At 73.6% G+C, this 25981-nt stretch carries 21 protein-coding genes; all 21 read left to right on the top strand.

Going from position 1 to position 25981, the window contains the following annotated elements:
* The first annotated feature begins 33 nt into the window (after window positions 1-33).
* The 21 genes from pheS (at window position 34) to UIS43_RS08890 (ending at window position 25974) form a co-directional block, all read left to right on the top strand.
* Complete coding sequence (pheS, locus tag UIS43_RS08990) at window positions 34-1152, top strand: phenylalanine--tRNA ligase subunit alpha (RefSeq protein WP_071622441.1); 1119 nt, start codon at window positions 34-36, stop codon at window positions 1150-1152.
* Window positions 1152-3638: a phenylalanine--tRNA ligase subunit beta gene (pheT, locus tag UIS43_RS08985; RefSeq protein WP_013154082.1), complete on the top strand. Its 2487-nt coding sequence runs from the start codon at window positions 1152-1154 to the stop codon at window positions 3636-3638. Before pheS ends, pheT begins: the two co-directional genes overlap by 1 nt.
* Window positions 3639-4149: 511 nt before the next feature.
* The gene (locus UIS43_RS08980) at window positions 4150-5376 is read left to right on the top strand and encodes an aspartate aminotransferase family protein (RefSeq protein ID WP_041552792.1); all 1227 of its coding nucleotides are present in this window, start codon (window positions 4150-4152) and stop codon (window positions 5374-5376) included.
* Window positions 5377-5623: 247 nt separating this feature from the next.
* Window positions 5624-6130: a MarR family winged helix-turn-helix transcriptional regulator gene (locus tag UIS43_RS08975; protein ID WP_013154080.1), complete on the top strand. Its 507-nt coding sequence runs from the start codon at window positions 5624-5626 to the stop codon at window positions 6128-6130.
* Window positions 6131-6326: 196 nt separating this feature from the next.
* The gene (locus tag UIS43_RS08970) at window positions 6327-7748 is read left to right on the top strand and encodes an FAD-binding oxidoreductase (protein ID WP_041553191.1); all 1422 of its coding nucleotides are present in this window, start codon (window positions 6327-6329) and stop codon (window positions 7746-7748) included.
* Between the two features lie 377 nt (window positions 7749-8125).
* Window positions 8126-9154, top strand: coding sequence for an N-acetyl-gamma-glutamyl-phosphate reductase (gene argC / locus UIS43_RS08965; protein ID WP_013154078.1), 1029 nt, complete (start codon window positions 8126-8128; stop codon window positions 9152-9154).
* Window positions 9151-9921: a bifunctional ornithine acetyltransferase/N-acetylglutamate synthase gene (locus UIS43_RS08960; protein ID WP_370012944.1), complete on the top strand. Its 771-nt coding sequence runs from the start codon at window positions 9151-9153 to the stop codon at window positions 9919-9921. The genes argC and UIS43_RS08960 overlap by 4 nt, the downstream gene beginning before the upstream one ends.
* Window positions 9918-10919 carry an acetylglutamate kinase gene (gene argB / locus UIS43_RS08955; protein WP_013154076.1) on the top strand — a complete coding sequence of 334 codons (1002 nt, stop codon included), beginning with the start codon at window positions 9918-9920 and terminating at the stop codon, window positions 10917-10919. Before UIS43_RS08960 ends, argB begins: the two co-directional genes overlap by 4 nt.
* The gene (locus tag UIS43_RS08950) at window positions 10916-12124 is read left to right on the top strand and encodes an acetylornithine transaminase (protein ID WP_013154075.1); all 1209 of its coding nucleotides are present in this window, start codon (window positions 10916-10918) and stop codon (window positions 12122-12124) included. Before argB ends, UIS43_RS08950 begins: the two co-directional genes overlap by 4 nt.
* Before the next feature lie 2 nt (window positions 12125-12126).
* Window positions 12127-13074 carry an ornithine carbamoyltransferase gene (gene argF, locus UIS43_RS08945; RefSeq protein WP_013154074.1) on the top strand — a complete coding sequence of 316 codons (948 nt, stop codon included), beginning with the start codon at window positions 12127-12129 and terminating at the stop codon, window positions 13072-13074.
* A complete protein-coding gene (locus tag UIS43_RS08940; protein ID WP_013154073.1) occupies window positions 13071-13604 on the top strand; it encodes an arginine repressor in 534 nt (177 codons plus the stop codon). Before argF ends, UIS43_RS08940 begins: the two co-directional genes overlap by 4 nt.
* Before the next feature lie 131 nt (window positions 13605-13735).
* Window positions 13736-15154 (top strand): argininosuccinate lyase, encoded by a 1419-nt coding sequence (gene argH / locus UIS43_RS08935; RefSeq protein ID WP_013154072.1) that lies wholly within the window; start codon window positions 13736-13738, stop codon window positions 15152-15154.
* A 305-nt stretch (window positions 15155-15459) separates the two neighbouring features.
* Entirely contained in the window at window positions 15460-17949 is a 2490-nt protein-coding gene (locus UIS43_RS08930) for an ATP-binding protein (protein WP_013154071.1), read from the top strand.
* 1 nt (window position 17950) lies between these two features.
* Entirely contained in the window at window positions 17951-18385 is a 435-nt protein-coding gene (locus UIS43_RS08925; RefSeq protein ID WP_013154070.1) for a roadblock/LC7 domain-containing protein, read from the top strand.
* Window positions 18382-18876 (top strand): DUF742 domain-containing protein, encoded by a 495-nt coding sequence (locus tag UIS43_RS08920; RefSeq protein ID WP_013154069.1) that lies wholly within the window; start codon window positions 18382-18384, stop codon window positions 18874-18876. Before UIS43_RS08925 ends, UIS43_RS08920 begins: the two co-directional genes overlap by 4 nt.
* Window positions 18857-19453, top strand: coding sequence for an ATP/GTP-binding protein (locus UIS43_RS08915; RefSeq protein ID WP_013154068.1), 597 nt, complete (start codon window positions 18857-18859; stop codon window positions 19451-19453). Before UIS43_RS08920 ends, UIS43_RS08915 begins: the two co-directional genes overlap by 20 nt.
* Before the next feature lie 156 nt (window positions 19454-19609).
* Window positions 19610-20527 carry a sirohydrochlorin chelatase gene (locus UIS43_RS08910; RefSeq protein WP_013154066.1) on the top strand — a complete coding sequence of 306 codons (918 nt, stop codon included), beginning with the start codon at window positions 19610-19612 and terminating at the stop codon, window positions 20525-20527.
* Window positions 20528-20856: 329 nt separating this feature from the next.
* The gene (locus UIS43_RS08905; protein WP_370012943.1) at window positions 20857-23613 is read left to right on the top strand and encodes a nitrate- and nitrite sensing domain-containing protein; all 2757 of its coding nucleotides are present in this window, start codon (window positions 20857-20859) and stop codon (window positions 23611-23613) included.
* The gene (locus tag UIS43_RS08900) at window positions 23603-24064 is read left to right on the top strand and encodes a DUF742 domain-containing protein (RefSeq protein WP_013154064.1); all 462 of its coding nucleotides are present in this window, start codon (window positions 23603-23605) and stop codon (window positions 24062-24064) included. Before UIS43_RS08905 ends, UIS43_RS08900 begins: the two co-directional genes overlap by 11 nt.
* A 47-nt stretch (window positions 24065-24111) precedes the next feature.
* Complete coding sequence (gene lhgO / locus UIS43_RS08895) at window positions 24112-25323, top strand: L-2-hydroxyglutarate oxidase (protein ID WP_013154063.1); 1212 nt, start codon at window positions 24112-24114, stop codon at window positions 25321-25323.
* A 243-nt stretch (window positions 25324-25566) separates the two neighbouring features.
* On the top strand, window positions 25567-25974 hold the full coding sequence (locus UIS43_RS08890; RefSeq protein ID WP_013154062.1) for a hypothetical protein: 408 nt from the start codon (window positions 25567-25569) through the stop codon (window positions 25972-25974).
* Window positions 25975-25981 lie beyond the last annotated feature (7 nt).

Genomic DNA, 25981 nt, shown 5'->3' with positions numbered 1-25981 from the left:
AAGCCGGGGACGTCGGCGGCGAGGCAACCAACCATGTCTGCACCGAACAATTCCTTCGACCCCGTCGAGGTGACCTCCCTGCACCCCGACGAGGTCGCCCGCATGCGCGAGGAGGCGCTGGCCGCCGTCGAGGCGGCCGCCGACCTCGCCGAACTCAAGGAGGTCCGGCTCGCGCACGCCTCGGACCGCTCCCCGCTGGCCCTGGCCAACCGTGAGATCGGCGCCCTCCCCCCCGCGGCCAAGGCCGACGCGGGCAAGCGCGTGGGCGGCGCCCGCCGCGACGTCGGCCAGGCGCTCAAGGCCCGCCAGGCCGTCCTGGAGGCCGAGCGCGACGAGCGCGTGCTCATCGAGGAGCGCGTCGACGTCACCCTGCCCTGGGACCGGGCGCCGCGCGGCTCCCGCCACCCGCTGACCACCGTCGCCGAGCGCGTGGCCGACATCTTCGTCGGCATGGGCTTCGAGATCGCCGAGGGCCCCGAGGTCGAGGCCGAGTGGTTCAACTTCGACGCCCTCAACTTCAAGCCCGACCACCCCGCCCGCACCATGCAGGACACCTTCTTCGTGCAGGGCCCGGACGGGGGCGAGTCCGGCCTGGTCATGCGCACGCACACCTCGCCGGTGCAGATCCGCGCCCTGCTCTCGCGGGAGCTGCCGGTGTACGTGGTCGCGCCCGGCAAGACCTTCCGCACCGACGAGCTCGACGCCACCCACAGCCCCGTCTTCCACCAGCTGGAGGGCCTGGTCGTGGACCGGGGCGTCACCCTGGCCCACCTGCGCGGAGCCATCGACGCCTACGTCGAGGGCGTGTTCGGCGAGGGATTGCGCACGCGCTTCCGCGCCTCCTACTTCCCCTTCACCGAGCCCTCCGCCGAGGTCGACATGGAGTGCTTCGTGTGCCGGGGCGCCTCCGTGGGCGACCCGGACGCGCCCTGCCGCACCTGCTCCAGCGAGGGCTGGATCGAGATCGGCGGCTGCGGCGTGGTCAACCCCCGCGTGCTCACCGCCGCGGGCGTGGACCCCGAGGTCTACACGGGCTGGGCCTTCGGCCTGGGAATCGAACGGACACTGATGTTCGCGCACGGGGTGCGCGACATGCACGACATGGTCGAGGGCGACATCCGCTTCACCTCGGCGTTCGGGAGTGAGAACTGATGCGCGTCCCCCTGAGCTGGCTGCGGGAGTACGTCGACCTTCCGGTCGGCACCACCGCCCGCGAACTCGCCGGCCGCCTCACGCTGGCGGGCCTGGAGGTCGAGACCGTCGACGAGCTCGGCTCCGACATCACCGGCCCCATCGTGTACGGCCGCGTGCTGGAGATCGAGGAGCTGACCGGGTTCAAGAAGCCCATCCGCTACTGCCGGGTGGACGTGGGCGGGGCCAACGGCACCGGAGAGCCGCAGGAGATCGTCTGCGGCGCCCGCAACTTCTCCGAGGGCGACCTGGTCGTGGTCTGCCTGCCCGGCGCCGAACTGCCCGGCGGCTTCCGGATCGGCGCCCGCAAGACCTACGGCCGGATGTCGGCGGGCATGATCTGCTCGGCCAGCGAGCTGGGCCTGTGGGAGGACCACAGCGGCATCATCGTGCTGCCCGAGGGCTTCGGCGCGGTGGGCGAGGACGCCATCGGGCCGCTCGGCCTGCGCGAGGACGTCCTGGACATCGCCGTCACGCCCGACCGCGGCTACGCGCTGTCCCTGCGCGGCGTGGCCCGCGACGCCGCCGCGCTGTACGGGGTGGACTTCCACGACCCGGCCGACGTCGCCGTCGCCGAGTCCGGCGGCGAGGGCCACCCCGCCGAGATCGACCCGGCCCTGTGCGACCGCTACGTCCTGCGCGGCGCCACCGGGTTCGACCCCGACGCGCCCAGCCCGCTGTGGATGAAGCGCCGCCTGCACCAGTGCGGCGTGCGCCCCATCTCCCTGGCCGTCGACGTCACCAACTACGTGATGCTCGAACTCGGCCAGCCGCTGCACGCCTGGGACCGCGCCCAGCTGCGGGGGGCCCTGCGGGTGCGCGCCGCCGAGGCGGGGGAGAAGCTGGAGACCCTGGACCACGTCCAGCGCTCCCTGGACACCGACGACATCGTCATCGCCGACGACAGCGGCCCGGTCAACATCGCCGGGGTCATGGGCGGCCTGACCACGGAGATCTCCCTGACCAGCACCGAGGTGCTGGTCGAGGCCGCGCACTTCGACGCCATGCACATCGCCCGCGCCTCGCGGCGCCACCAGCTGTCCTCGGAGTCCTCCCGCCGCTTCGAGCGGGGCGTGGACTCGGCCGTGCAGCTGGCCGCCGCCACACGCGCGGTCGAACTGCTCGCGGAGTTGGGCGGCGCCACCGTCGAGACCGCCTACACCCACCTGGACCGCACCGCCGCGCGCGAGCCGGTCACGGTACGGGCCTCCCACGCGGGCGCCGTCGCCGGGGTGGACTACCCCGAGGGCACCACGCAGCGCTGGCTGCGCGCCGTCGGCTGCGAGGTGGAGGCCGACGGGGACCTGCTGAGGGTCGTTCCGCCCAGCTGGCGACCCGACATCACCGACCCCAACGACCTCGCCGAGGAGGTCATCCGCTTCGAGGGTTACGAGAACATCCCCTCGATCCGCCCGCGCGCCTCGGGCCGCGGCCTGACCGCGAGCCAGCGTCTGCGCCGCGCGGTCGGCCGCGCCCTGGCCGGGACCGGCTTCCACGAGGTGCTGAACTACCCCTTCGTCGGTGAACGCGACCTCGACGGCCTCCAGTTGGCGGCCGACGACGACCGCCGCGACGCCCTGCGCCTGGCCAACCCGCTCAACGAGGGCGAGCCGCTGCTGCGCACCACGCTGCTGCCGGGGCTGTTCAAGGCGCTGGCCCGCAACACGGGCCGCGGGTTCACCGACGTGGCCCTGTACGAGACGGGCCTGGTCTACCGGCCCAGGCCCGGCGCCCCCCGCGCGCCCATGCTCGCGGTGGACCGCGGGCCCGACGCCGAGGAGCTGGCCCGGATCGAGGCGGCCCTGCCGGACCAGCCGCGCCGGGTGGGCGCGGTGATCTCCGGCCACGCCGAACGCGCCGGATGGTGGGGCCCGGGCCGGGAGGCCGGCTGGGCCGACGCGGTCCAGACCGCGCGCGACGTCGCCCGCGTGGCGGGGGTCGAGCTGGAGGTCGAGGCCGACCAGCACGCCCCGTGGCACCCGGGCCGCTGCGCCGCGCTGTACGTGCGCGTGGACGGGGAGCGCCTGCTCGTGGGCCACGCCGGAGAGCTGCACCCGCGCACCGTCCAGGCCTTCGGGCTGCCCGAGCGCACGGCCGCCGTGGAGGTCGAACTCGACCGGATCGAGCGGGCCCGCACCCCGGTCACCGCGCCGGAGATCTCCACGTACCCGGTGGCCACGCAGGACGTGGCCCTGGTCGTGGACTCCTCGGTGCCGGTCGGGCGGGTCAGCGCCGCGCTGGCCGAGGGCGCCGGTGAACTGCTGGAGAGCGTGCGCCTGTTCGACGTCTACACCGGCGACCAGGTCGGCGAGGGCAGCAAGTCGGTGGCCTTCGCCCTGCGCTTCCGGGCCGCCGACCGGACGCTGACGGCGGAGGAGGCCGGAGCGGCCCGCGACGCGGCCGTCGCCCTGGCGACCGAGCGCACGGGTGCCGTCCTGCGCGGCTGACGGGGAAGGCCTGTTCCGCGCGGTCGAGGCGCGGGTGTTTGGGTCAGGGCGGGGCCGGTCACTTCCCGAGTACGGGGTGGCCGGCCCCGCCCTCGTGTGTACGCGGGGCCGCGCGCCGCGTGTGGCGCGCGGGTCGCACACCGTCACGCCACGCCAGCCGTATCGGTGAAAGCTCCGGCGGCGGGCCCGGATTCCAGATTGTTTTTCGGCGAGTTTTTCCAGCCCAGCAAGGGTTTTGGCGCCGACCCCCGAGGGTAGCCGGCATGAAGTTTGTGTTTCGGGGCATGGATCTTCGTTTTGGCTCTTGCTGTGAGGCGGGTCGCACGCTTAGCCTGCAAGCACCTGCCACCAACGGGCGCCCGTGTGCAGGCTGGATCAACCTGAGTTTTCCACTGCGCTCTCGCGCATGACACGGCTCGGAGGTCGCCATATGACCGAAACGGTTGTCTCGTCCGCACTCACTCCCACGCAACAGCGGGAGCCCAGCCGCCTCTGGCACACCTTCTGCGATATGAACACGGTGGTCAGGGGTCCGGAGTTCATGGTGGCCCGCGCCGAGGGCGTGTGGCTCTGGGACAGCTCCGGGGACCGCTACCTGGACGGTACGGCCAGCCTCTGGTACTGCAACGTCGGCCACGGCCGTACCGAGATCGCGGACGCGGTCCACCGCCAGATCAGCACCCTGGACGCCTACACGGTCTACGGGGACTTCGCCAACGGGCCCGCCGTGGAACTGTGCGAACGCCTGGCCTCGCACGCCCCGGTGGCCGACCCGCGGGTGATCCTGACCTGCGGGGGAGGGGAGTCCATCGACACGGCCGCCAAGCTGGCGCGGCGGTACTGGGCGGTGACCGGCCAGCCCGGGCGCACCCACCTGATCAGCCGGACCGGCGGTTACCACGGTCTGCACGGGTTCGGCACGAGCATCTCGGGCATGGACCGGTTCCGCAGCGGCTACGGCAGGCTGGTCGAGGACACCTCCGTGGTGCCCCACGACTCGGCCGAGGCCCTGGAGGCGGAGATCCTCAGGGTCGGCCCCGAGCGGGTCGCGGCCTTCTTCGCCGAGCCGGTGGTCGGCGCGGGCGGGGTCTTCCTGCCGGAGGAGAACTACTTCGCCGAGGTGTCGCGGATCTGCCACAAGTACGGCGTGCTGTTCGTCGTGGACAGCGTCATCTGCGGTTTCGCCCGGCTGGGGAACTGGTTCGGCATCGAGCGCTTCGGTGTCGACCCGGACATGATCGTCTTCGCCAAGGGCGTCTCCAGCGGGTACCTGCCGCTGGGCGGCGTCGTGGTCAGCGGACGCGTGGCCGACCCCTTCTACAACGGCGAGGGCAACCCGTTCCTGCACGGAACCACCTACGCCGGGCACCCGACGGCGTGCGCGGCGGCGATGGCCAACCTGGACATCCTGGAGCGCGAGGACCTGTTCACGGTGTCGCTGGAGATCGAGCGCCAGCTGGACGGCGCCCTGCGCGGCCTGGCCGACCACCCGATGGTGGCCGAGGTCCGTTCGGGCCTGGGCGTCATGGGCGCGGTGGAACTCACCGAGGAGGCACTGAACGGGCGGGGGATCACCACCCAGGAGGTGTTCGCCGAGGCGCGGGCCCGCGGTGTGATCGTACGGCCGATCCCGACGGCGCTGCTCGTCTCGCCGCCGCTCATCATCACCTGGGAGCAGATCGACCACATGGTGTCCACCCTGTCGGCCGCGCTGGACGCGGTCGCGGCCCGGCACTGACCGCGGGGCCCCGCCGTGTCGTCGGCGGGGCCCCGTGGAGGAAACCTCGTTCCACGACCGCCCTCCTCCGACCCCTTCCCACAGCCGCCTTCCCGACCCGGTGCACGACCCCGTGCGCCGGGTGTGACGTGTTCGGGACAAATCCACTGGGCGAAACGTTCCGCGTCGAGTAAAATTTACTGGGAAGATATTTCTTGTGGGTTGGATGCGCGTCGGCGTCCGCCCCGGGGAGGGACAGGGAGCGGACATGACCACAGAGCCGATGGAGGCCACGGGCGGCGCGAGCGGGGCGGGTGACGCGGGCGGCGCGACGAGCGACGACGACCTCATCACCGCATGGGGGCTGGTCCACGAGGCCATGAACGTCGTTCAGCCCAAGCTCCTGGGCGGCATCACCCCGGACGGCAAGGACATGGCCGGACCGTGGTTCGAGGTGCTCATACGCCTCCAGCGCACACCCGGCCACCGGCTGCCCATGAGCCGCCTGGCCCGTGAGGTCAGCCTGAGCACGGGCGGGTTCACCAAGCTCGCGGACCGCCTGGAGCGCGAGGGCTACCTGGAACGGGAGAACTGCGCCTCGGACCGCCGGGTCGTCTACGCCGTCCTCACCGACAGCGGCCTGGACTTCATCGGCCAGGCGCGCACCAGACACGTCGAGCGGCTGCGCGAACACGTCCTGGGCCCGCTCGGCGAGGACGGGGTGCGCCGGCTCGCCGCCATCGCGCGCACGCTCCGTGACAGCTCCTGCTGCTGACGGCGCGTTCGTGTCGGAACTCTGGGTAGCCGAATCCACGCCCCGCCGGTGCGCCACCGGACCCGAAGGCGGGGAGGACATCCCACCGGCCGCCGTTCCCGTGTAGGTTGGCGGAAGTTCGTGGGTCCCGCGGGGTGGACCGTGAGCGCACAGTTTTTCGGGGGGAAACATGGGTCTGTTCACCACTGCCGCGCAGATGAGAGCGATTCCACGGTCCTCGCGCTTCGCCAACGGAGGCGTCTCCTTCTGGTTCCGCGAGACCGGGCTCCCCGAGCGCCGCGCACCCCTGCCCGGCACCGCTGACTACGACGTCTGCGTGGTCGGAGCCGGGTACACGGGCCTGTGGACCGCCTACTACCTCAAGAAGGAGCAGCCGGACCTGCGCGTGGCGGTGGTCGAACGTGAGTTCGCCGGGTTCGGCGCCTCGGGCCGCAACGGAGGGTGGCTGTCCGCGGAGTTCGCGGGCTCCCGCGAGCGTTACGCGCAGTCACACGGCAAGGCCGCGATGGTCGCCCTGCAGCGGGCGATGATGGACACCGTCACCGAGGTGGTCTCGGTCGCCGAGGCCGAGGGCGTCGACGCCGACGTCGTCCGCGGCGGCATGCGCCTGGTGGCCACCAACGCCGCCCAGCGCCAGCGCCTGGCCGAGGACATCGAGTACCTCCAGGAGTGGGGCTACTGGCCCGACGACATCCACCTGCTCGACGGTGAGCACGAGCCCCGGCTGTCGGTGTCGGGGGCCGTCGCCTGCGCCTACTCGCCGCACGCCGCCCGCGTGCAGCCCGCCAAGCTGGTCACGGGGCTGGCCCGTGTGGTGGAGGACCTGGGCGTGGCCCTCTTCGAGGGCACCGAGGTGGAGGAGATCCGCCCCCGCCAGGGCGCGGCCCGCCCGGCGGTCGTCACCGGGCACGGCACCGTCTACGCCGACCACGTCGTGCGCGCCACCGAGGGCTTCACCTCCACCCTGCGCGGACAGCGCCGCGACTGGCAGCCGGTGAACTCCTCGATGATCGTCACCGAGCCCGTTCCCGCCGAACTCTGGGAGAAGATCGGCTGGGAGGGCCGGGAGCTGCTGGGCGACACCGCCCACTCCCACGTCTACGCCCAGCGCACGGCCGACGACCGCATCGCGATCGGCGGGCGCGGCGTCCCGCACCGCTTCGGCTCGGCCCAGGAGGAGGAGGGCGCCACCCAGCCGCAGGCCATCGCCGAACTGTGGCGGGCGCTCACCCGCATGTTCCCCGATGTGGCCGACGTGCCGGTCGAGCACGCCTGGTCCGGTGTGCTGGGGGTGCCGCGCGACTGGCGTCCCACCGTGCACCTGGACGCCGAGACCGGCCTGGGCTGGGCGGGCGGTTACGCGGGCAGCGGCGTGGCCGCCAGCAACCTGGCCGGGCGCACCCTGCGCGACCTGGTCCTGCGCCGCGAGACCGACCTGACCCGCCTGCCGTGGGTGGGCCACCGCGACCGCGGCTGGGAGCCCGAGCCCCTGCGCTGGGTGGGCACGCAGGTCATCCACGGGCTGTACCGGAGCGCCGACCGCCGCGAGTCGCGGACCGAGGACAGGGCGCACACCTCGCGTCTGGCCGGGATCGCCACCCGTATCTCGGGCCGCTGACGCGGGGAGCGGCGCGGGGAGGTCGTACGCCAGCCCCCGGGGCCTTCCCGCCAGCCCGGGTTCCAGGGGGCGTGGTCGCTGTCACCGGGAGGTCCCGCGCCGACCGCGCTGGCTCCAGGCTCAGCCCGGCTTCTACGGGTGCCTGGCCGGGGCCGCCCGAAAAGGGGCACCCCCGGTGCGGACGGGGAATCCGTACGCACACGGGCGCGTGGTGACGGCCACCGGAGCGCTCTGCCCCGGCCCCGGGGGCATTCCCAGCACACCGATCGGTCGCCATGAGACCCCGCGCACAGTGGCGGGGGCCTCGGCGAATCTGGTTGCATACATTTGCATGTGAGTGCATGATAGTTCAGTCGAACTGATCAGGGGGCACCACCATGGGACACACAGCGGCCATCGCCGGAGCCAGCGGCTACGCGGGAGGCGAGCTGCTGCGCCTGCTCCTGGGACACCCCGAGATCTCCATCGGCGCGGTCACCGCAGGAGGCAACGCCGGGACCCCCCTCATCCAGCACCAGCCGCACCTGCTGCCGCTGGCCGACCGGATCCTGGCGCCCACCACCGTCGAGGAGCTGCGCGGCCACGACGTCGTCTACCTGGCCCTCCCGCACGGCCAGTCCGCCGACATCGCCCAGCAGCTCGGAGACGACACCCTCGTGGTCGACTGCGGCGCCGACTTCCGCCTCAACGACGCCGCCGCCTGGGAACGCTTCTACGGCACCCCGCACGCCGGGACCTGGCCCTATGGTCTCCCCGAACTCCCCGGACAGCGCGAGCGACTCGCCGGCGCCCGCCGCGTCGCCGTCCCCGGCTGCCACGTCACCGTCGCCACACTGGCCCTCTTCCCGGGACTGGCCGAACAGCTCGTCGAGCCCGACCTGACCGTCGTCGCCGTCACGGGCACCTCCGGCGCGGGCAAGGCGCCCAAGCCCAACCTCGTCGGCAGCGAGGTCATGGGCGCGCTCAGCCCCTACGGGGTCGGCGGCACCCACCGGCACAACCCCGAGATCATCCAGAACCTCACCGCGGTCACCGGCGAACCGGTCAGGCTCTCCTTCACCCCGGTCCTGGCCCCGCTGCCCCGCGGCATCCTGGCCACCTGCACCGCGCCCCTGAAGGAAGGCGCCACCGCCGAGCGGGTCCGCGCGGCCTACCAGACCGCCTACGCCGACGAGCCCTTCGTCCACCTGCTCCCCGAGGGCACCTGGCCCAGCACCGCCATGACGCTCGCTGCCAACACCACCCTCGTGCAGGTCACCGTCGACCCCGACGCGGGCCGCATGGTCGCCGTCGCCGCCCTGGACAACCTCACCAAGGGCACCGCGGGCGGCGCCGTCCAGAGCACCAACCTCGCCCTCGGCCTGCCCGAGGACACCGGCCTCCCGCTCGCGGCGGTCGCCCCGTGAGCGTCACCGCGCCCCGGGGCTTCCGGGCGGCCGGGGTCGCCGCCGGGCTCAGGGACGGCGGCGCCCGGGACGTCGCCGTGGTCGTCAACGACGGCCCCTCCCGTGCCGCCGGAGCCGTCTTCACCGCCGCCGAGGACAGGGCCGCCCCCGTCCTGTGGTCCCAGCAGGTCCTCCTCGGCGAGCGCGTGCGAGCCGCCGTCATCGACTCCGGCGGGGGCGACGCGGGCTTCCAGGAGGTCCACGCCGCCGCCGAGCACACCGCGGACCTGCTCGACGACTCCGCCGCCGAGGTCGTGCTCTGCTCGACCGGACCCGTGGGCGGGCGCACCGGTCCCGACGCCCTGCTCCGGGGCGTCACGGCCGCCCTGGCCCAGGCCTCGCGCGGCGGCGGGCTGGACGCCGCGGACGCGATCCGCACCACCGACACCGTCGCCAAGATCGCCTTCCGGCGCGGCGACGGCTACACCGTCGGCGCCATGGCCAAGGGCCCGGACGCCTCCCTGTCCACCGCGCTGTGCGTGCTCACCACCGACGCCGACGTCACCGCCGACCAGTGCCGGCGCCTGCTCGCCGACGCCGTCGCGGCCTCCCTCGGCCCCCTGACCGCCGCCAACGACACCGTGCTGCTCATGGCCAGCGGAGCCAGCGGCACGTCCCCCCGCGAGGACGACCTCGCCGCACTGCTCACCGAGGTGCTGGCCGAGCTGGCCACCCAGCTGCGCGCCGACACCCCCGCCACCGACCACGACCGGGCCCAGAACTCATGATCGCGCGCTCACCCCACACCACCGACGACCCGGCCAGGGCCCACGCCCTGGACAAGGCGGCCCACCTCATCGAGGCGCTGCCCTGGCTCTCCCGCTTCCACGGCCGCACCGTCGTGGTCAAGTACGGCGGCAACGCCATGATCAGCGAGGAACTGCGGGCCCGCTTCGCCGAGTCCGTCGTCTTCCTGCGCTACGCGGGCCTGCGCCCCGTCGTCGTGCACGGCGGCGGACCCCAGATCAGCGCCCAGCTCGAACGCGCCGGAGTGGAGTCCACCTTCACCGCCGGGCTGCGCGTGACCACCGACGAGGCCATGGACATCGTCCGCATGGTCCTCACCGGCCAGGTCAACCGCGAGATCGTCGGCCTGGTCAACCAGCACGGCCCCTTCGCCGTCGGCATGTCCGGCGAGGACGCCAACCTGCTGTCCGCCGTGCGCAAGACCGTCGAGGTGGACGGAGAGACCGTCGACATCGGCCGCGTCGGCGAGATCACCGGGGTCGACCCCGGAGCCGTCGCCGCGCTTCTGGACGACGGCCGCATCCCCGTGGTCTCCAGCGTCGCCCGCGCCGACGACGGCGGCGTCTACAACGTCAACGCCGACACCGCCGCCTCCGCCCTCGCGGTGGCCCTGGGCGCCAGCAAGCTCATCGTGCTCACCGACGTCGAGGGCCTGTTCTCCGACTACCCCAGCAACACCGAGCTGATCAGTCGTCTGAACGCCGACGAACTGCGCGCGCTGCTGCCCTCCCTGTCCTCGGGGATGCTCCCCAAGATGGAGGCCTGCCTGAACGCCGTGGAAGGCGGCGTCCCCCAGGCCCACATCATCGACGGCCGCGTGCCCCACTCCCTGCTCCTGGAGGTCTTCACCGACCAGGGCGTGGGCACCATGGTCGCCGACGAGGAACTGGAGGCCGCCCTGCTCGCGGGCAACGACCACGCTCCGCGCCCCTGGCGCGACAACCACACCACCGTCACCAACGCAGGAGGCGCACAGTGACCAACGGTTCCCACCTGCGCGAGCGCTTCGCCGCCTCGCTCATGCCCACCTACGGCGTCCCGCCCATCGCCCTCACCCTCGGGCGCGGCTGCGAGGTCTACGACGCCGACGGCCGCCAGTACCTCGACCTCATCGCCGGGATCGCCGTCTCCAGCCTCGGACACGGGCACCCCGCACTGGTCAAGGCGGTCGCCCACCAGGCGGCCACGCTCGCCCACACCAGCAACCTGTTCGTCCACGAACGCGAGGTCCAACTCGCCGAGCGCCTGATCGGCCTCGTGGGCGGCGACGCCAAGGTCTTCTTCACCAACTCCGGCACCGAGGCCAACGAGGCCGCGCTCAAGCTGGTCAAGCGCGCCGCCGGGCCCGGCCGCCACTACTTCGTCGCCGCGTCCCACGGCTTCCACGGCCGCACCTCCGGCGCCCTCGCCCTCACCGGCAAGGAAGCCATCCGCGAGCCCTTCGGCCCCTTCGGCATGGACGTGCGCTTCGTGCCCCACGGCGACCTGGACGCCCTCGCCGACGCCGTCGACGAGCACTGCGTCGCGGTGTTCACCGAACCCACCCAGGGCGAGGCCGGGGTCGTCCCCGCCCCCGAGGGGTACCTCGCCGGGGTCCGGCGGATCTGCGACGACACCGGCGCCGCCTTCGTCCTCGACGAGATCCAGAGCGGCATCGGCCGCACCGGCCTCTGGTTCGCCCACCAGGCCGAGGACGTGCGCCCCGACGTGCTCACCCTCGCCAAGGGCCTGGGCGGCGGCCTGCCCATCGGCGCCTGCGTCGGCTTCGGCCGCTACGCCGACGCCTTCGCCAAGGGCGACCACGGCTCCACCTTCGGCGGCAACCCGGTGGCCTGCGCGGCGGCCCTCGCCGTCCTCGACACCATCGAGAGCGAGAACCTGCTCGCCCACACCGCGGTCATGGGCGACCTGCTCGCCGAGCAGCTCGACACCATCGACCACCCCCTGCTGGCCGGACAGCGCGGCAGCGGACTGTGGCGGGCCCTGGAGCTCACCGCGCCGCACGCCGCCCACGTGCAGGAACAGGCGGCCGTCCGCGGCTTCCTCGTCAACGCCGTGGCGCCGCACGCGATCCGGATCGCCCCGCCCCTGGTCATCACACCCGAACAGATCGGCCTGTTCATCGAGGCGCTGCCCACCATCCTGGACGCAGCCGAGGCCGCAGCGACGAAGGAGCAGCAGTAGCCGTGACCCGCCACTTCCTGCGCGACGACGACCTGACCCCGGACGAACAGGCCCGGGTCCTCGACCTCGCCGACGACATGAAGAAGGACCGCTTCGGCCACCGGCCGCTCGCCGGTCCGCGCACCGTCGCCCTGCTCTTCGACAAGCCCTCCACCCGAACCCGGCTGTCCTTCGCCGTGGGCGTGGCCGACCTGGGCGGCAGCGCCCTGGTCCTGGACACCGCGAGCACCCAGATGGGCCGCGGCGAGCCCCTGGAGGACACCGCCCGCGTCCTGGAACGCCAGGTCGCCGCCGTCGTGTGGCGCACCTTCGCCCAGAGCGACCTGGAGACCCTGGCCGCCCACATCTCCGTCCCGGTGGTCAACTCCCTCACCGACGAGTTCCACCCCTGCCAGATCCTGGCCGACCTGCAGACCGTCCGCGAGCACAAGGGCGACCTGGCCGGGCTCACCCTCGCCTACCTGGGCGACGGCGCCAACAACATGGCCCACTCCTACCTGCTCGGCGGCGCCACCGCCGGACTCCACGTGCGCGTCGGCGCGCCCGAGGGGCACCAGCCCGACCCCGCGGTGGTCGCGCGCGCCGCCGAGATCGCCGCCACCACCGGCGGGTCGGTCACGGTCACCGCCGACGCCCGCGAGGCCGCCCGGGGGGCCGACGTCCTGGCCACCGACACCTGGGTGTCCATGGGCCAGGAGGACGAGGCCGCCGACCGCGAGGCGCCCTTCCGCCCCTACGCGATCGACGCCGACCTGCTCGCCACCGCCCACCCCGAGGCGATCGTCCTGCACTGCCTACCCGCCTACCGCGGCAAGGAGGTCTCCGCCGAGGTCATCGACGGGCCGCAGAGCGTGGTCTGGGACGAGGCCGAGAACCGCCGCCACGCCCAGAAGGCCCTGCTCGCCTTCCTGCTGGAGGCCAGCGACAACCCCGGGGCCGTCCGCCCATGACGGCGGAGAACGGCGGCACGGCGCCGATGACCAAGGCGGCCAGACACGCCAGGATCACCGACGTCCTCACCCGGGAGGACGTCAGGTCCCAGGGCGAGCTGGCCAGGCGCCTGTCCGAGGCGGGCGTCCAGGTCACCCAGGCCACCCTCTCCCGGGACCTGGACGAACTGGGCGCCGTCAAGCTCCGCACCGCCGACGGCCACCTGGTCTACGTGCTGCCGGGGGAGGGGGGCGAACGCCTCCAGCGCACCCGCCCCGACAGCCTGGGCCTGGAACAGGTCTCCGGCGCGCGCCTGACCCGGCTCGCCGAGGACCTGCTGGTCTCGGCCGAGGCCTCCGCCAACATGGTCATCGTCCGCACCCCGCCCGGCGCGGCCCAGTACCTGGCCTCGGCCATCGACCACACCGACTTCCACGCCATCCTGGGCACCATCGCGGGGGACGACACCATCCTGGTCATCTCCCGCGACCCCCAGGGCGGCGAGGACCTGGCCGCCGCCCTCCTGCGACTGGCCGACCGCAGACCGTAACCTCGTACGAGGACGTCCCGGACCCCCGCCGGGACCGCCGGGCCCGCGACCGGCGCCCGCGCACGTAGCACCCGAGCGGACGCGGGGCCCCGGCCCCGCACCGCCGCACCACACGTCAAGGAGAGACCACCATGGCCGACCAGCCCGAGGCGCTGCGCCTGTGGGGAGGCCGTTTCGAGGGCGGCCCCGACCAGGCCCTGGCGCGCCTGTCGCTGAGCACCCACTTCGACTGGCGCCTGGCCCGCCACGACATCGCCGGTTCGCGCGCCCACGCCCGCGCCCTGCACCGGGCGGGCCTGCTCACCGCCGACGAGCTGGACCGCATGATCGAGGGCCTGGACCGGCTGGAGGCCGACGTGGCCTCCGGGGCGTTCACCCCCGTCCTGGAGGACGAGGACGTGCACACCGCCCTGGAGCGCGGCTTCATCGAGCGGGTCGGCACCGAACTGGGCGGGCGGCTGCGCGCCGGGCGCTCCCGCAACGACCAGATCGCCACCCTCGTGCGCATGTACCTGCGCGAGGAGGCCCGGCAGATCGCCGACCAGATCCTGGACCTGGTGCGGGCCCTGGCCGACCAGGCCGCGGCCCACCCGGACGCCGCCATGCCCGGCCGCACCCACCTCCAGCACGCCCAGCCCGTGCTGCTCGCCCACCAGCTCATGGCGCACGCCTGGCCCTTGGTGCGCGACGTCGAGCGGCTGCGCGACTGGGACCGCCGCGCCGCGGTGTCCGCCTACGGCTCCGGCGCGCTGGCCGGGTCCTCCCTGGGACTGGACCCCCGCGCGGTCGCCGCCGAGCTGGGCTTCCCCGACTCGGTGGACAACTCCATCGACGGCACTGCCGCCCGCGACGTCGTCGCCGAGTTCGCCTTCGTCACCGCCATGATCGGCGTGGACCTGTCCCGGCTCTCGGAGGAGGTCATCCTGTGGGCGACGAAGGAGTTCTCCTTCGTCACACTCGACGACGCCTTCTCCACCGGCTCCTCGATCATGCCCCAGAAGAAGAACCCCGACGTCGCCGAACTCGCCCGCGGCAAGGCCGGGCGCCTCGTCGGCGACCTCACCGGGCTGCTCACCACCCTCAAGGGGCTCCCGCTGGCCTACAACCGGGACCTGCAGGAGGACAAGGAACCGGTCTTCGACGCGGTGGACACCCTCCACCTGCTGCTGCCCGCGATGACCGGCATGGTCGCCACCCTCACCTTCCACACCGACCGGATGGCCGAACTCGCCCCGCAGGGCTTCTCCCTGGCCACCGACATCGCCGAGTGGCTGGTGCGCGAGCGCGTGCCCTTCCGGGAGGCGCACGAGATCGCGGGCGCCTGCGTGCGCGTGTGCGAGGAGCGCGGCATCGACCTGCCCGACCTCGGCGACGACGACCTCGCCGCCGTCTCAGAGCACCTGACCCCGGCCGTGCGCGAGGTCCTCAGCGTGTCCGGCTCGCTGGCCTCGCGCTCCGACAAGGGCGGCACCGCCCCCGTGCGCGTGGCCGAGCAGTTGGAGAAGCTGCGCTCGGTCGTCGAGGAGCACCGCAAGGCCTTCACCGCCTGAGCCCCGCCGAAGCCGTGTACGGGCGCGCCGACCCCCCCGGGGCCGGCGCGCCCGTACGCGTTCGCGGGGCCCCCTCCGGCGACCGCGTCCACGGTCCCCGTGCCCACGTCACACCCATTTTGGAATTCGCCCGGCACCCGCCGTGAGAGTGCGGTAGCGTCCTGAGTCTGCGGGCACCAGGCGTGGTCTGCCCTGTGCGAACCGTGACGAACCCCTCGGTGCACGGCACTTCCGGCGCATCCTCGCGTCGTGCGGTGCGACCCACGTCCGGCAGGCGCCCGCGACCAGTCCGTGGGAGGAACGCAATGGGGAACACGGGAGGCACCGGCCGCAGCGCCATCAGGGCTCAGATCAACAGGATCGTACTGATCCCCAGCATCACCTTCCTGGCGCTGTTCGTCGTCCTCAGCACGGCCACGCTCGTCCAGGCCGTGTCGCTGCGCTCCTCGGTCGGCGACGGCCGCGCCGGGATCCGGCTCGCCGCGGCGCTCACCCTTCTCCAGGAGGAGCGCCGCCTGAGCGCCGCCTACCTCGCCGACCCCGCCGAGGACGGCCGCGCCGCCCTGTCCGACGCGGCCTCGCGCACCGACGAGGCACTCGTCCCCGTCCACGACCTGCGCGGCACCATCGGCGACCGGGACGACCCGGCCACCGAACCCCTCGCCGAGGACTTCTTCACCTCCCTGACCGAGGCCACGGAACTGCGCGCCCAGAACCTCGCCGAGCCCGGTCCACCCGAGGAAGCCCTCACCGCCTACACCACCGCGATCGGACAGGGCATCCGCCTCTACGCCGGCACCGCCCGCTCCCTCGACAACGGGCCCGCCACCGCCGAGGCCGCCGCCGTCACCGACCTGATGTGGGCCCAGGAGAGCTTCAGCCGGGCCGACGCCCTCATCGCGGCCGTGCTCGCCGAGGACTCCCTCGACCGCTTCCAGCAGGCACAGGTCGTCGCGCTCACCGCGGACGCCCGCCACCGCGTCGACATGGCCCCTCCCGGTCCCGCCGCAGACGACGGCGAGCCCCCCGCCCTGACCGCACTCGCCGAGAGCCGCCCCTGGCAGGACGCCCTGGCCATCGCGGACACCCTCGCCACCCACGAGGCCCCGGTCATCGTGGACGTCCTCAGCGGCGAACAGACCCGGGACCCGACGCCGCCCGAGGGGCTCGGGGGCTGGCGCGAGGCCGCCGACCAGGTCAACGCCGAACTGGCCGACATCACCGCCACGCGCGCCGCCTCCGTCGTCACCGCCACCGAGCAGGCCAGTTCCTGGATGCTCACCCTCGCGCTGGGCGGCAGCATCACCTCCCTGTTCGCGGGCACCCTCGCCTACGGTGTGGCCGCCCGCTCCGCCGGACGCCTCACCCACCGGCTCGCCCAGCTGCGCGCCGACACCCTGGGCAGCGCGCGCAGCGACCTGCCCCGTATCGTGCGCCGCCTGGAGTCGGGGGAGCAGGTCGACCTCGACACCGAGATGAAGCAGCTCGACCACGGCGACGACGAGGTCGGCCAGGTCGCCGACGCCTTCAACATCGCCCAGCGCACCGCCGTCGCCGCCGCCGTCAAACAGGCCGACATCCGCGCGGGCGTCAACCGGGTCTTCCTCGGCATCGCCCACCGCCACCAGTCCCTCCTCCAGCGCCAGCTCCAGCTGCTGGACCGCGTCGAGCGCGAGGAGGAGGACCCCGACCTGCTGGAGAGCCTCTTCCAGCTCGACCACCTGGCCACCCGGGGCCGCCGCCACGCCGAGAACCTCATCATCCTGGGCGGCGCCCAGCCCGGCCGCCGCTGGCGCCACCCCGTCCCGCTCGTGGACATCCTGCGCGGCGCGATCTCCGAGACCGAGGAGTACACCAGGGTCCGACTGACCTCCGTCCCCGACCTGTCGCTGTCCGGCGCCGCGGTGGCCGACGTCATCCACATGCTCGCCGAGCTGGTCGAGAACGCCACCGCCTACTCGCCGCCGCACACCCAGGTCACCATCGCCACCGAGTCCGTGCCCAAGGGCGTGGCCGTGGAGATCGAGGACCGGGGCCTGGGCATGACCGAGGAGGTCCTGACCAGCTCCAACCGCACCCTCAGCGAGGCGCCCGAGTTCGACGTCATGACCTCCGGCGGGGACTCGCGCCTGGGCCTGTTTGTCGTCGCCCGCCTCGCCGCCAAACACGACATCCGGGTGCAGCTGCGGCACTCGCCCTACGGCGGGACCCGGGCCGTGGTGCTCATCCCCGGCGCCCTGGTCGCCTCCTCGTCCAGCGCCCCGGAACGGCCCCGCGCGGCCATCCGCCAGGGCGCCCACTCGGTACTGCGTGAGCCGTCGGCGCAGCACGGTGACGCGCTCACCACGCAGGACGCCCCCCACCGGAGCCGGCCGCTCCTGCGTCCGGTCCCCCGCGACGGCGACGGCGCACGCCCGGCCCGGGGCACGCCCCTGCTGCGCCGGGTACCGGCGCCCGTGCCCGACTCCGAGACCGCGGACGCCGCTCCCGGGACCGAACCCGGGTCCGGCCGGGTCGGCGCCGCACCCGGTCGCCCCGGACTTCCCCGGCGCAGGCGCCAGGCCAGCCTCGCCCCCCAGCTCAGAGCCGCGGACCCGCCGGAGTGGGACGACGCCGACCCCCCGGGCTCCTCACGGCGCACCCCCGAACAGGCGCGGCAGATGATGGACGCCTTCAGCGCCGGTACCCGGCGCGGCCGGGCCGCGGACATCGGGGTCGACGCCGACGGACGTGAACACAGCAGTGACGGTCAGGTCGGTGCGAGCGCCGACGATCACACGGGAGAAAGCGACTGACATGGTGGGCAAGAGCAAGGCCGCTGACAATCTGGACTGGCTCCTGGACGACCTGGTCGACCGCGTCGTCGGCGCCGAGAACGCGATCGTGCTGTCGGCCGACGGACTGCTGCTCGGAGGCTCGCGGGGGCTGGCCCCCGAGGACGCCGAGCACCTGTCGGCCCTGGCGTCGGCGTTCCAGAGCCTGGCGCGCGGGACGGGCCGACACTTCGGCGGCGGCGACGTCCGCCAGACCGTGGTGGAGATGGAGCACTCCTACCTCTTCGTCACCGCCGCGGGCGCCGGAGCGTGCCTGGCGGTGCTGGCCACCGAGGACGCCGACGTCGGGCTGGTCGCCTACGAGATGAACCTGCGGGTCAAGCGGGTGGGCCAGTTCCTCACCGCCGCGCCGCGCCGGCCGGACCACCTCACCGTCACCGGGAGCGCCGGTTCATGAGCACGTCCGGAGAGCGGCGCGGAGCGCCGCCGGCCGTGCCCTCGGCCCCGGACGAGGCGGCGCAGCCGCTGTCCGGCCGCCGGGCACTGGCCTGGTACAGGGGACGGGGGCACCCGACGTCGGAGGGACCCTCGGCGGGCGTCGTGCTCGGTGACGCCCCCTCGGGACAGCTCGTGCGCCCGTACACCATGACCGGGGGCCGCACCCGGCCCCGCACCGGTCCGAGTCTGGACCTGGTCACCATCGTCGTCGCCGCCGCGGACCGCGGGGACCGGGAGGGAGAGCCCGAACAGCAGGCCATCCTGAGCCTGTGCCGCAGACCCATATCGGTGGCCGAGATCTCCGCCCGGCTCGACATCCCCCTGACCGTCGTCAGGGTGCTCCTGGGAGACCTCCTCGCCGACGGCGACGTGCGCACCCGGGCGCCCATGACCCAGCTTCCCGAGAAGAAAGTACTTCAGGCGGTACTCGATGGCATCCGCAGACTCTGACACCAGGCCGCAGGAAGCGATCCCCCAGGCGGTCAAGATCATCGTCGCGGGGGGATTCGGCGCGGGCAAGACCACACTGGTCGGCTCCGTCAGTGAGATCACCCCGCTCAGCACGGAGGAGGTGATGACCGAGGCCAGCTACGGCGTGGACGACCTCGGGGGAGTGGAGGACAAGACCACCACCACGGTCGCCCTGGACTTCGGCCGCATCACCATCAACCCCGACATCGTCCTGTACCTGTTCGGCACCCCCGGACAGGACAGGTTCTGGTTCATGTGGAACGAGCTCTCCCAGGGGGCGCTGGGCGCGGTCGTCCTGGCCGACACCCGCCGCCTGAACACCTGTTTCCACGCCGTGGACTTCTTCGAGCGCCGCGGGTTGCCCTTCGTGGTCGCGGTGAACCGCTTCGAGGGCTCCACCGTCTACCGCCACGAGGAGGTCCGCGAGGCGCTGGACATCTCCGCCGAGGTGCCGGTCATCATGGCCGACGCCCGCGAGCGCGAGTCCTGCAAGGAGGTGCTGGTGGAGCTGGTCACCCACGTGATCCAGGGCCGGAGCCCCGTCATGAGCGGGTGACACGTGCGGGTCGCCGACCCGGACAATCCCTGCGGATTCGATCCGGTATACGTTCGGAGGACACGCCCATGCAACAAGGTGCCGAACGCTACAATGTCGCGGCAGTGACCACCGGCCCCACCGGGCACCCCATCCGCCTCTCATCTGAATCCTGGTATGCGAAACTCTGACCGACTTCCCCCACGCGAACTGCCCAAGCGGCGCTCCGGCCGCCACCGCAACCCGCTGTCCTTCGACAACTGGTTCGGCACCCCCGCCCTGATCATGGCGGTCCCGGGCACGGCCGACCGGGCCAGGGGCGCCGACGGTGAGTCGATCGGTGCCCGGATGGCCGACCTCGTGCGCGCCTACCGCCCCGAGGTCACCATCCGCTACGGCCACACCGAGGGCGACGAACAGAGCCTCACCGAGGCCCTCACCGATCTCAAGGACGACCAGGGCAGCCCCCTGTCCGCCGTCGTCGTCCCGCTGGTCACCGCACCGCACGCGGGCACGTCCGCGGCGATCGAGGAGGCCGTCGCCCGGACCGGCGCCGAAGCGCGCGTCACCGAGGGCCTGGGGCCGCACCCCATGCTCGCCGAGGTGCTGCACCTGCGGCTGGCCGAGTCCGGATACGTGCGCGCGGACCGCATGCGCCTGATCAGCGTCGTCGCCCGTGACACCACCATGGCGGACGGCATCATCGTCGGAGCCGTGGGCGGCGAGGCCGCGGCCGGGGCCGCGGGGGTGAGCGCCGTGCTGCTCGCCGCGCGCCTGGGCCTGACCGTGCTGCCCGCCGACCTGGAGAACGAGGCCGCGGTCGAGCAGGTCGTGGGCCAGCTGCGCCAGGGCGGCTGCAGGCGTCCGGTGATCGCGCCCAGCGCCCTGGGACCGGAGCTGCCCCGCGAGGAGCTGGAGGCGCTCGCCGCGCGCTTCGGCGCCAGACTCGGCGCGCCCCTGGGCGCGGACAGCCTGCTGGGCAAGATCGCCGCCCTGCGCTACGCCGAGGTCCTCAACTCCCTTGGCGTGGAGCAGCCGCCCACGGTCGAGGAGCTGCCCGCCCCGGTGGGCTCCCGGCACCGCCCGGAGTCCTGACGGCGCGCGGCCGCGACGAGCGCAGCCTTCCCCGACAGCGCCCCGAGGGCGCGACACGCCGTACCCCGGCACACGAGGGTGTGCCTCCCGGGGGCCGTCCGCACAGCGGGCGGCCCCCGTCGCGTGCGCCCGGCGTCCGGACCTGCGGTTTCTCGTCCCGAGAGCAGCCTTTAACACATCCGGGGGAGAGAGCCGCGCCAAGAAAAGACAACTGATAGTGATCGTTTGACAGCATAAAGCAAGGATTCTTCGATAGCCTCGGCTTGACCGACCGAAAGCCGCCGGGGCGCCCTCTCGCCGCCCGGCAACCGCACAGGCCGGAGGGGGCCATGCGCAGAACCCGCGACAACGCGCCCACGATCCGGAGACAGCTCACCCGCATCGTGCTGATCCCGAGCCTGTGCTTCCTCGCGCTCTGGCTCGTCGTGGCCGCCATCGGCACCATCCGCGCCGTCCAGTTCATGGGAGCCGTCGTCCAGGCGCGCGAGGGAACACAGGTCTTCTCCGCCGCGGCCGACGAGGTGCGGGCCGAACGCCGCCTCTCCCTGGTCCACCTGGGCCGATTCGAGAGCACCGGAACCCGCGACGACGAGGTCGGCGCCGCCCTCGACGAGCAGCGCGAGGCCACCGACACCGCCATGGCCGAGGCCGTCGCGTTCGCCGAGCGACTGCGCGGAACCCGCGACGACGAGGTCGAACGCAGCGCGACCGACCTGGTGGACAGCGCCGGGATCCTCGACGAGGTCCGCGCGGACGTGGACGCGCACGACCTCGGGCAGGAGGGGACCATCCTGCGCTACGGCGAGGTCCTGGCGGGCACCACCGGCGCCATCACCGCGCTCGTGCACACCACCGACGGCGGGGAGAACCTCACCGACGCCGTCCTGACCAGCGAGCTCATGGGCGCGTCCTCCGCCTACTCCACCGCCGACGCGCTGCTCGCGGGAGCCATCGCCCGGGGCGAGATGAGCTACGAGGAGACGGCGCACTTCACCTACCTCACCGCCGCCTACCGCGACACCCTGGAGCCGGCCAGCGCCGCGATGCACCCGAGCGTGGCCGCGCGCTACGAGGAGCTGGTGTCCCTGCCCGCCTGGTCCCGGGCGGAGGAGCTGAGCCGTCGGGTGGTCACCCGCCAGCCGCTCGCCGAACCGGACGAACCCGGGCAGGGGACCACGGGCTCGGACTGGAACGCCGACGTCGGCATCAGGGCGCAGTCGTGGGACGACTCCTCCGCAGAGGCCGCCCTGGCGCTACAGGACCTGGCCGGGCTCCAGGCCCGGCGCACTGTCGACCTGGCCTGGAGCGCCGCACTGCTGCGCGTCTTCCTGGGCGTGGCGGCGGCCGCGCTCACCCTGGCGGGCGGCGCGGTGGCCATCGCCGTGGTCGGCCGCTCCTCGCGCCGCCTCACCGATCGCCTGACCCACCTGCGCGAACAGATCCTGGACCGCGACGGCGACCTGCCCGACATCGTCGACCGCGCCCAGCGCGGCGAGAAGGTCGACGTCCAGGAGGAGCTGCCGCCGCTGGACGACTGGGGGGACGACGAGATCGGCCAGGTCGCCGAGGCCTTCGACGCCGCCCAGCTCACCGCCGTGGAGTCGGCCGTGCTCCAGGCCGAGATCCGCCGGGGGGCCAACCGCGCCTTCCTGGGCATCGCCTTCCGCAACCAGGCCCTGGTCCAGCGCCAGCTCCGCCTGCTCGACGAGATCGAGTACCACGAACAGGACCCCGAGGCGCTGCGCCGCCTGTTCCGCCTGGACCACCTGGCCACCCGCGCGCGCCGCTACTCCGACAACCTCATCATCCTCGGCGGGGGGCAGTCGGCCCGCCGCTGGCGCCAGCCCCGCCCGCTCGTGGACGTGCTGCGCGCCGCCATCGCCGAGACCGAGGACTTCGAACGCGTCCGCCTGACCTCGGCGCCCCGCGTGCTCATGCACGGGCAGGTGGTCGCCGACGTGGTGCACCTGCTCGCCGAGCTGGTCGAGAACGCCACGCAGTTCTCCCCGGCGGGAACGCCCGTGGACGTCGGCTGCACCCCGGCCGCGGAGGGGCTGGTGGTGGAGATCGAGGACCGGGGCCTGGGCATGTCCGAGCGCGGCTACGCGGAGGCCGAGCGCACGCTCACCCAGCCCCCCGAGTTCGACGTCATGGCCCTGCCCGAGGACCCCCGGCTGGGCCTGTTCGTGGTGTCCCGCCTGGCGGGGCGGCACGGGGTCCGTGTCTGGCTGCGGCCCTCTCCCTACGGGGGCACCCGGGCGACCGTGCTCATCCCCGCCTCGCTGCTGGAGCCGGTCGACAACCTCGTGACGGTCGCGGGCACGCCCACGGGCCGCCCGGCGGCGAACGGACGGGAGGCCCGCGTTCCGGCCGGGTGGGGGGCGCCTCCCGCGAGGGCCGCCCTCACCACGCGCGGCCACGGCGCGGACGGCACCGTCCACGGCCGGACCGGCCCGCAGGCGCCCGTCACACCTTCGGGGCAGACAGGTCCGCAGCTCTTCGCGCCGGGGCCGGACCGAACCGGTCCGCAGGTTCCCGTGCCACCTCTCGGCCAGAGCGGCCCCCAGCCCTCGGTACCGCGATCGGACCGGGCCGAACCACGGGTTCCTGTGCCGCCTTCCGGGCAGAGCGGTCCACAGCCCCTGGCACAGCGGTACCGGACCGGTCCGCAGGTTCCCGTGCCGCCTCTCGGCCAGAGCGGCCCCCAGCCCTCGGTGCCACGGGCGGACCGGGCCGAACCACGGGTCCCCGTGCACGCGGGCCAGACAGGTCCGCAGCCCTCCGCGGTCTCCGCCGGGCAGACCGGCCCGCAGGTCCCCGTGCCGCCTTCCGGACAGACCGGACCGCAGCCCTTCTCCCCGCAGCCGGACCGGCCCGGCCCGCACGGCGTCGTCCTCGCGCACACCGGACCGCAGAGGTCCGTTCCCGCCTCCGGCGGTCCCGGCGGCACCGCTCCGCCGGGGGAGCACCTCCTGCCCGACCCGCACGGCCACCCGCTCGCACAGGAACCCGTCCCCGAACCGTGGCACGACGGCGCGCTGCACGCACCCGCCCCCACACAGCAGAGGGGGAACGGTGAGAGCTGACGGCAGCCCCGGACGCAGAGCGGCCGCGCACGCCTGCGGAACCCGCCCCGAGCCGCCCCCGCCGCCGGTCCTCCCCGGCCCCGAGGAGGAACCCGGCCAGGAGCGCTTCCTGCGCCCCTTCGCCGTGGCCGCGGGCGACCCCGACGCCGACGCCTTCGGCGTCCCCCGATGCGGCCCGGACGAGCCCGACCTGCTCAGCCTCGTCGTCGCCGCCCGCGTCCCGGGCCGCCACGAGCTGCTGCGGCCCGAACGCGAGGCCCTGCTCCGCCACGCCCTGCGCGCGCGTACCGTCGTCGAACTCGCCGCCGAGGTGAGTCTGCCGGTCGGCCAGGTCAGGGCCATCGTCTCCGACATGGTCGCCGACGGCTCGCTCCAGCGCTGCGGCCCCTCACGCCCGCTGGGCCGGGAGGACCTGCTGCACGCCGTCCTCGTCGGTCTGCGCTCGCTGTGACCGGTCCGCCCGCCCCCGCCCGGACCCGTGTTGCTAGCGTGCCGCCCATGCGCAGCACCGAACACATCGGCGTCATCGGAGCGGGAATCGTCGGACTGGCCCTCGCCCGCCGCCTCACCCTCCACCGCCCCGGCACCCGCGTCACCGTCCTGGAGAAGGAGGACCGGGTCGCCGCGCACCAGACGGGCCGCAACAGCGGCGTCGTCCACGCCGGGCTCTACTACAGGCCCGGCTCCCTCAAGGCCACGCTGTGCCGGCGCGGCGTCGGCCTGCTCAGGGACTACTGCGCCGAGCACGGGCTGCCCTACCACGAGGTCGGCAAGGTCCTCGTGGCCGCCGACGCCGAGGACGAGGCACGCCTGGACGACGTCGAACGCCGCGCGCGGGAGAACGGCGTCCCCGGCGTCACCCGGCTGGGCCCCGGGGGCCTGCGCGAGATCGAACCCCACGCGGCGGGCGTCGCCGCCCTGCACTCGCCGACCACCGCCGTCACCGACTTCGTCGCCGTCGCCGAACAGTTCGCCGACGACGTGCGCCGGTCCGGCGGCCGGATCCTGCTCAACACACCCGTCCTGGACCTGCGCCAGGAACACGACGGCGTCCGCGTCCTCACCGGCGATCCCCGGGGCGAGCGGCTCGTCCACCGCTTCGACCGCCTGGTGGTCTGCGGCGGCCTGCACAGCGACCGCCTCGCCCGCATGGCGGGCGCCCCGGAGGACCCCCGGGTGGTGCCCTTCCGCGGCCAGTACCACGAACTCGTCCCCGAGCGCCGCCACCTGGTGAACGGCCTGCTCTACCCCGTCCCCGACCCGCGGTACCCCTTCCTCGGGGTGCACCTGACCCGCCACGTCCACGGCGAGGTCATGGCCGGGCCCAACGCCGTCCTCGCCACCGCGCTGGAGGGCTACCGGGCACGCGACGTGCGCACCAGCGAACTCGCGCGGACCCTGTCCTGGCCCGGGTTCTGGCGCCTGGCCCGCCGCCACTGGACCGTGGGCGCCCGGGAGGCCCTCGTGTCCGCCTCACGGGCCGCGTTCGCCGCCCAGGCCCGGCGGCTGCTGCCCGAACTGGCCGCCGCCGACCTGCGCCCGGCCCCGTCCGGGGTGCGCGCCCAGGCACTGGCCCGGGACGGCTCCCTGCTCGACGACTTCCACGTGGACACCCACGGGCGTGTGGTGTGCGTGCGCAACGCGCCCTCGCCCGCGGCCACCTCATCCCTGGCGATCGCGGAGTTCCTCACCGACACGTTCGTCCCCTGACCGCCGGGGTAGGGGGCTCCGACGCGGGCCCCGCGCGTGTCGGCGGGGGTTGTCCACAGGTTCGAGGACACTCTGGTACGGGCCTTCGCGGCGTCCCACCATGAGAAGCGGCGGCGGTGCGGGAGGGTCCCGTGACCGCCGCCGGAGGTGACCATGCGTGTTCTCCGGTGGGTCGCGGCGGTCCTCGCCGCCGCGCTCGCACTCGTCGCGGCCCAGGCCGCAGCCAGCCCACGAGGGGGAGAGTTGGACGGATTCACCATCGGGTACCTGCCCGACCAGATCGACGACCAGACCTCGGTCTCCGACTTCGACTACGAGTGGGGCGGAGTGTCCTTCTCCAGCCGGGTGTGGGAGACGACCCTGGAGGGGGGAGGGGCCAGGGTGGTCCTCCAGGTCCTGGTCATGCGCGGCGACAGGCTCACCGACCTGTCCGCCGTCCGCGACTTCCTGACCCACTACCACGAGCGCTCACCCGACTGGGAGCTCACCGAGTTCGACAACAACGGCCTCACCGCCCTGCACGGCGAGACCGAGGCGTTCTGGACGCCCTTCAGGGGGGCGGCGGTGGAGGTCCGCGACGCCTTCGGCCTCGTCGGTCAGCAGGAACTCCTGACCACCGCGCGGGGAGTCAGAGCCGCCAACCCCGCCTGAACCGGCC

This window comes from Nocardiopsis sp. LDBS0036 (assembly GCF_041228755.1).
Taxonomy (GTDB): domain Bacteria; phylum Actinomycetota; class Actinomycetes; order Streptosporangiales; family Streptosporangiaceae; genus Nocardiopsis; species Nocardiopsis dassonvillei.
The sequence above is the reverse complement of the archived record's forward strand: the minus strand, read 5'-3'. Positions and strand labels throughout refer to the sequence as shown.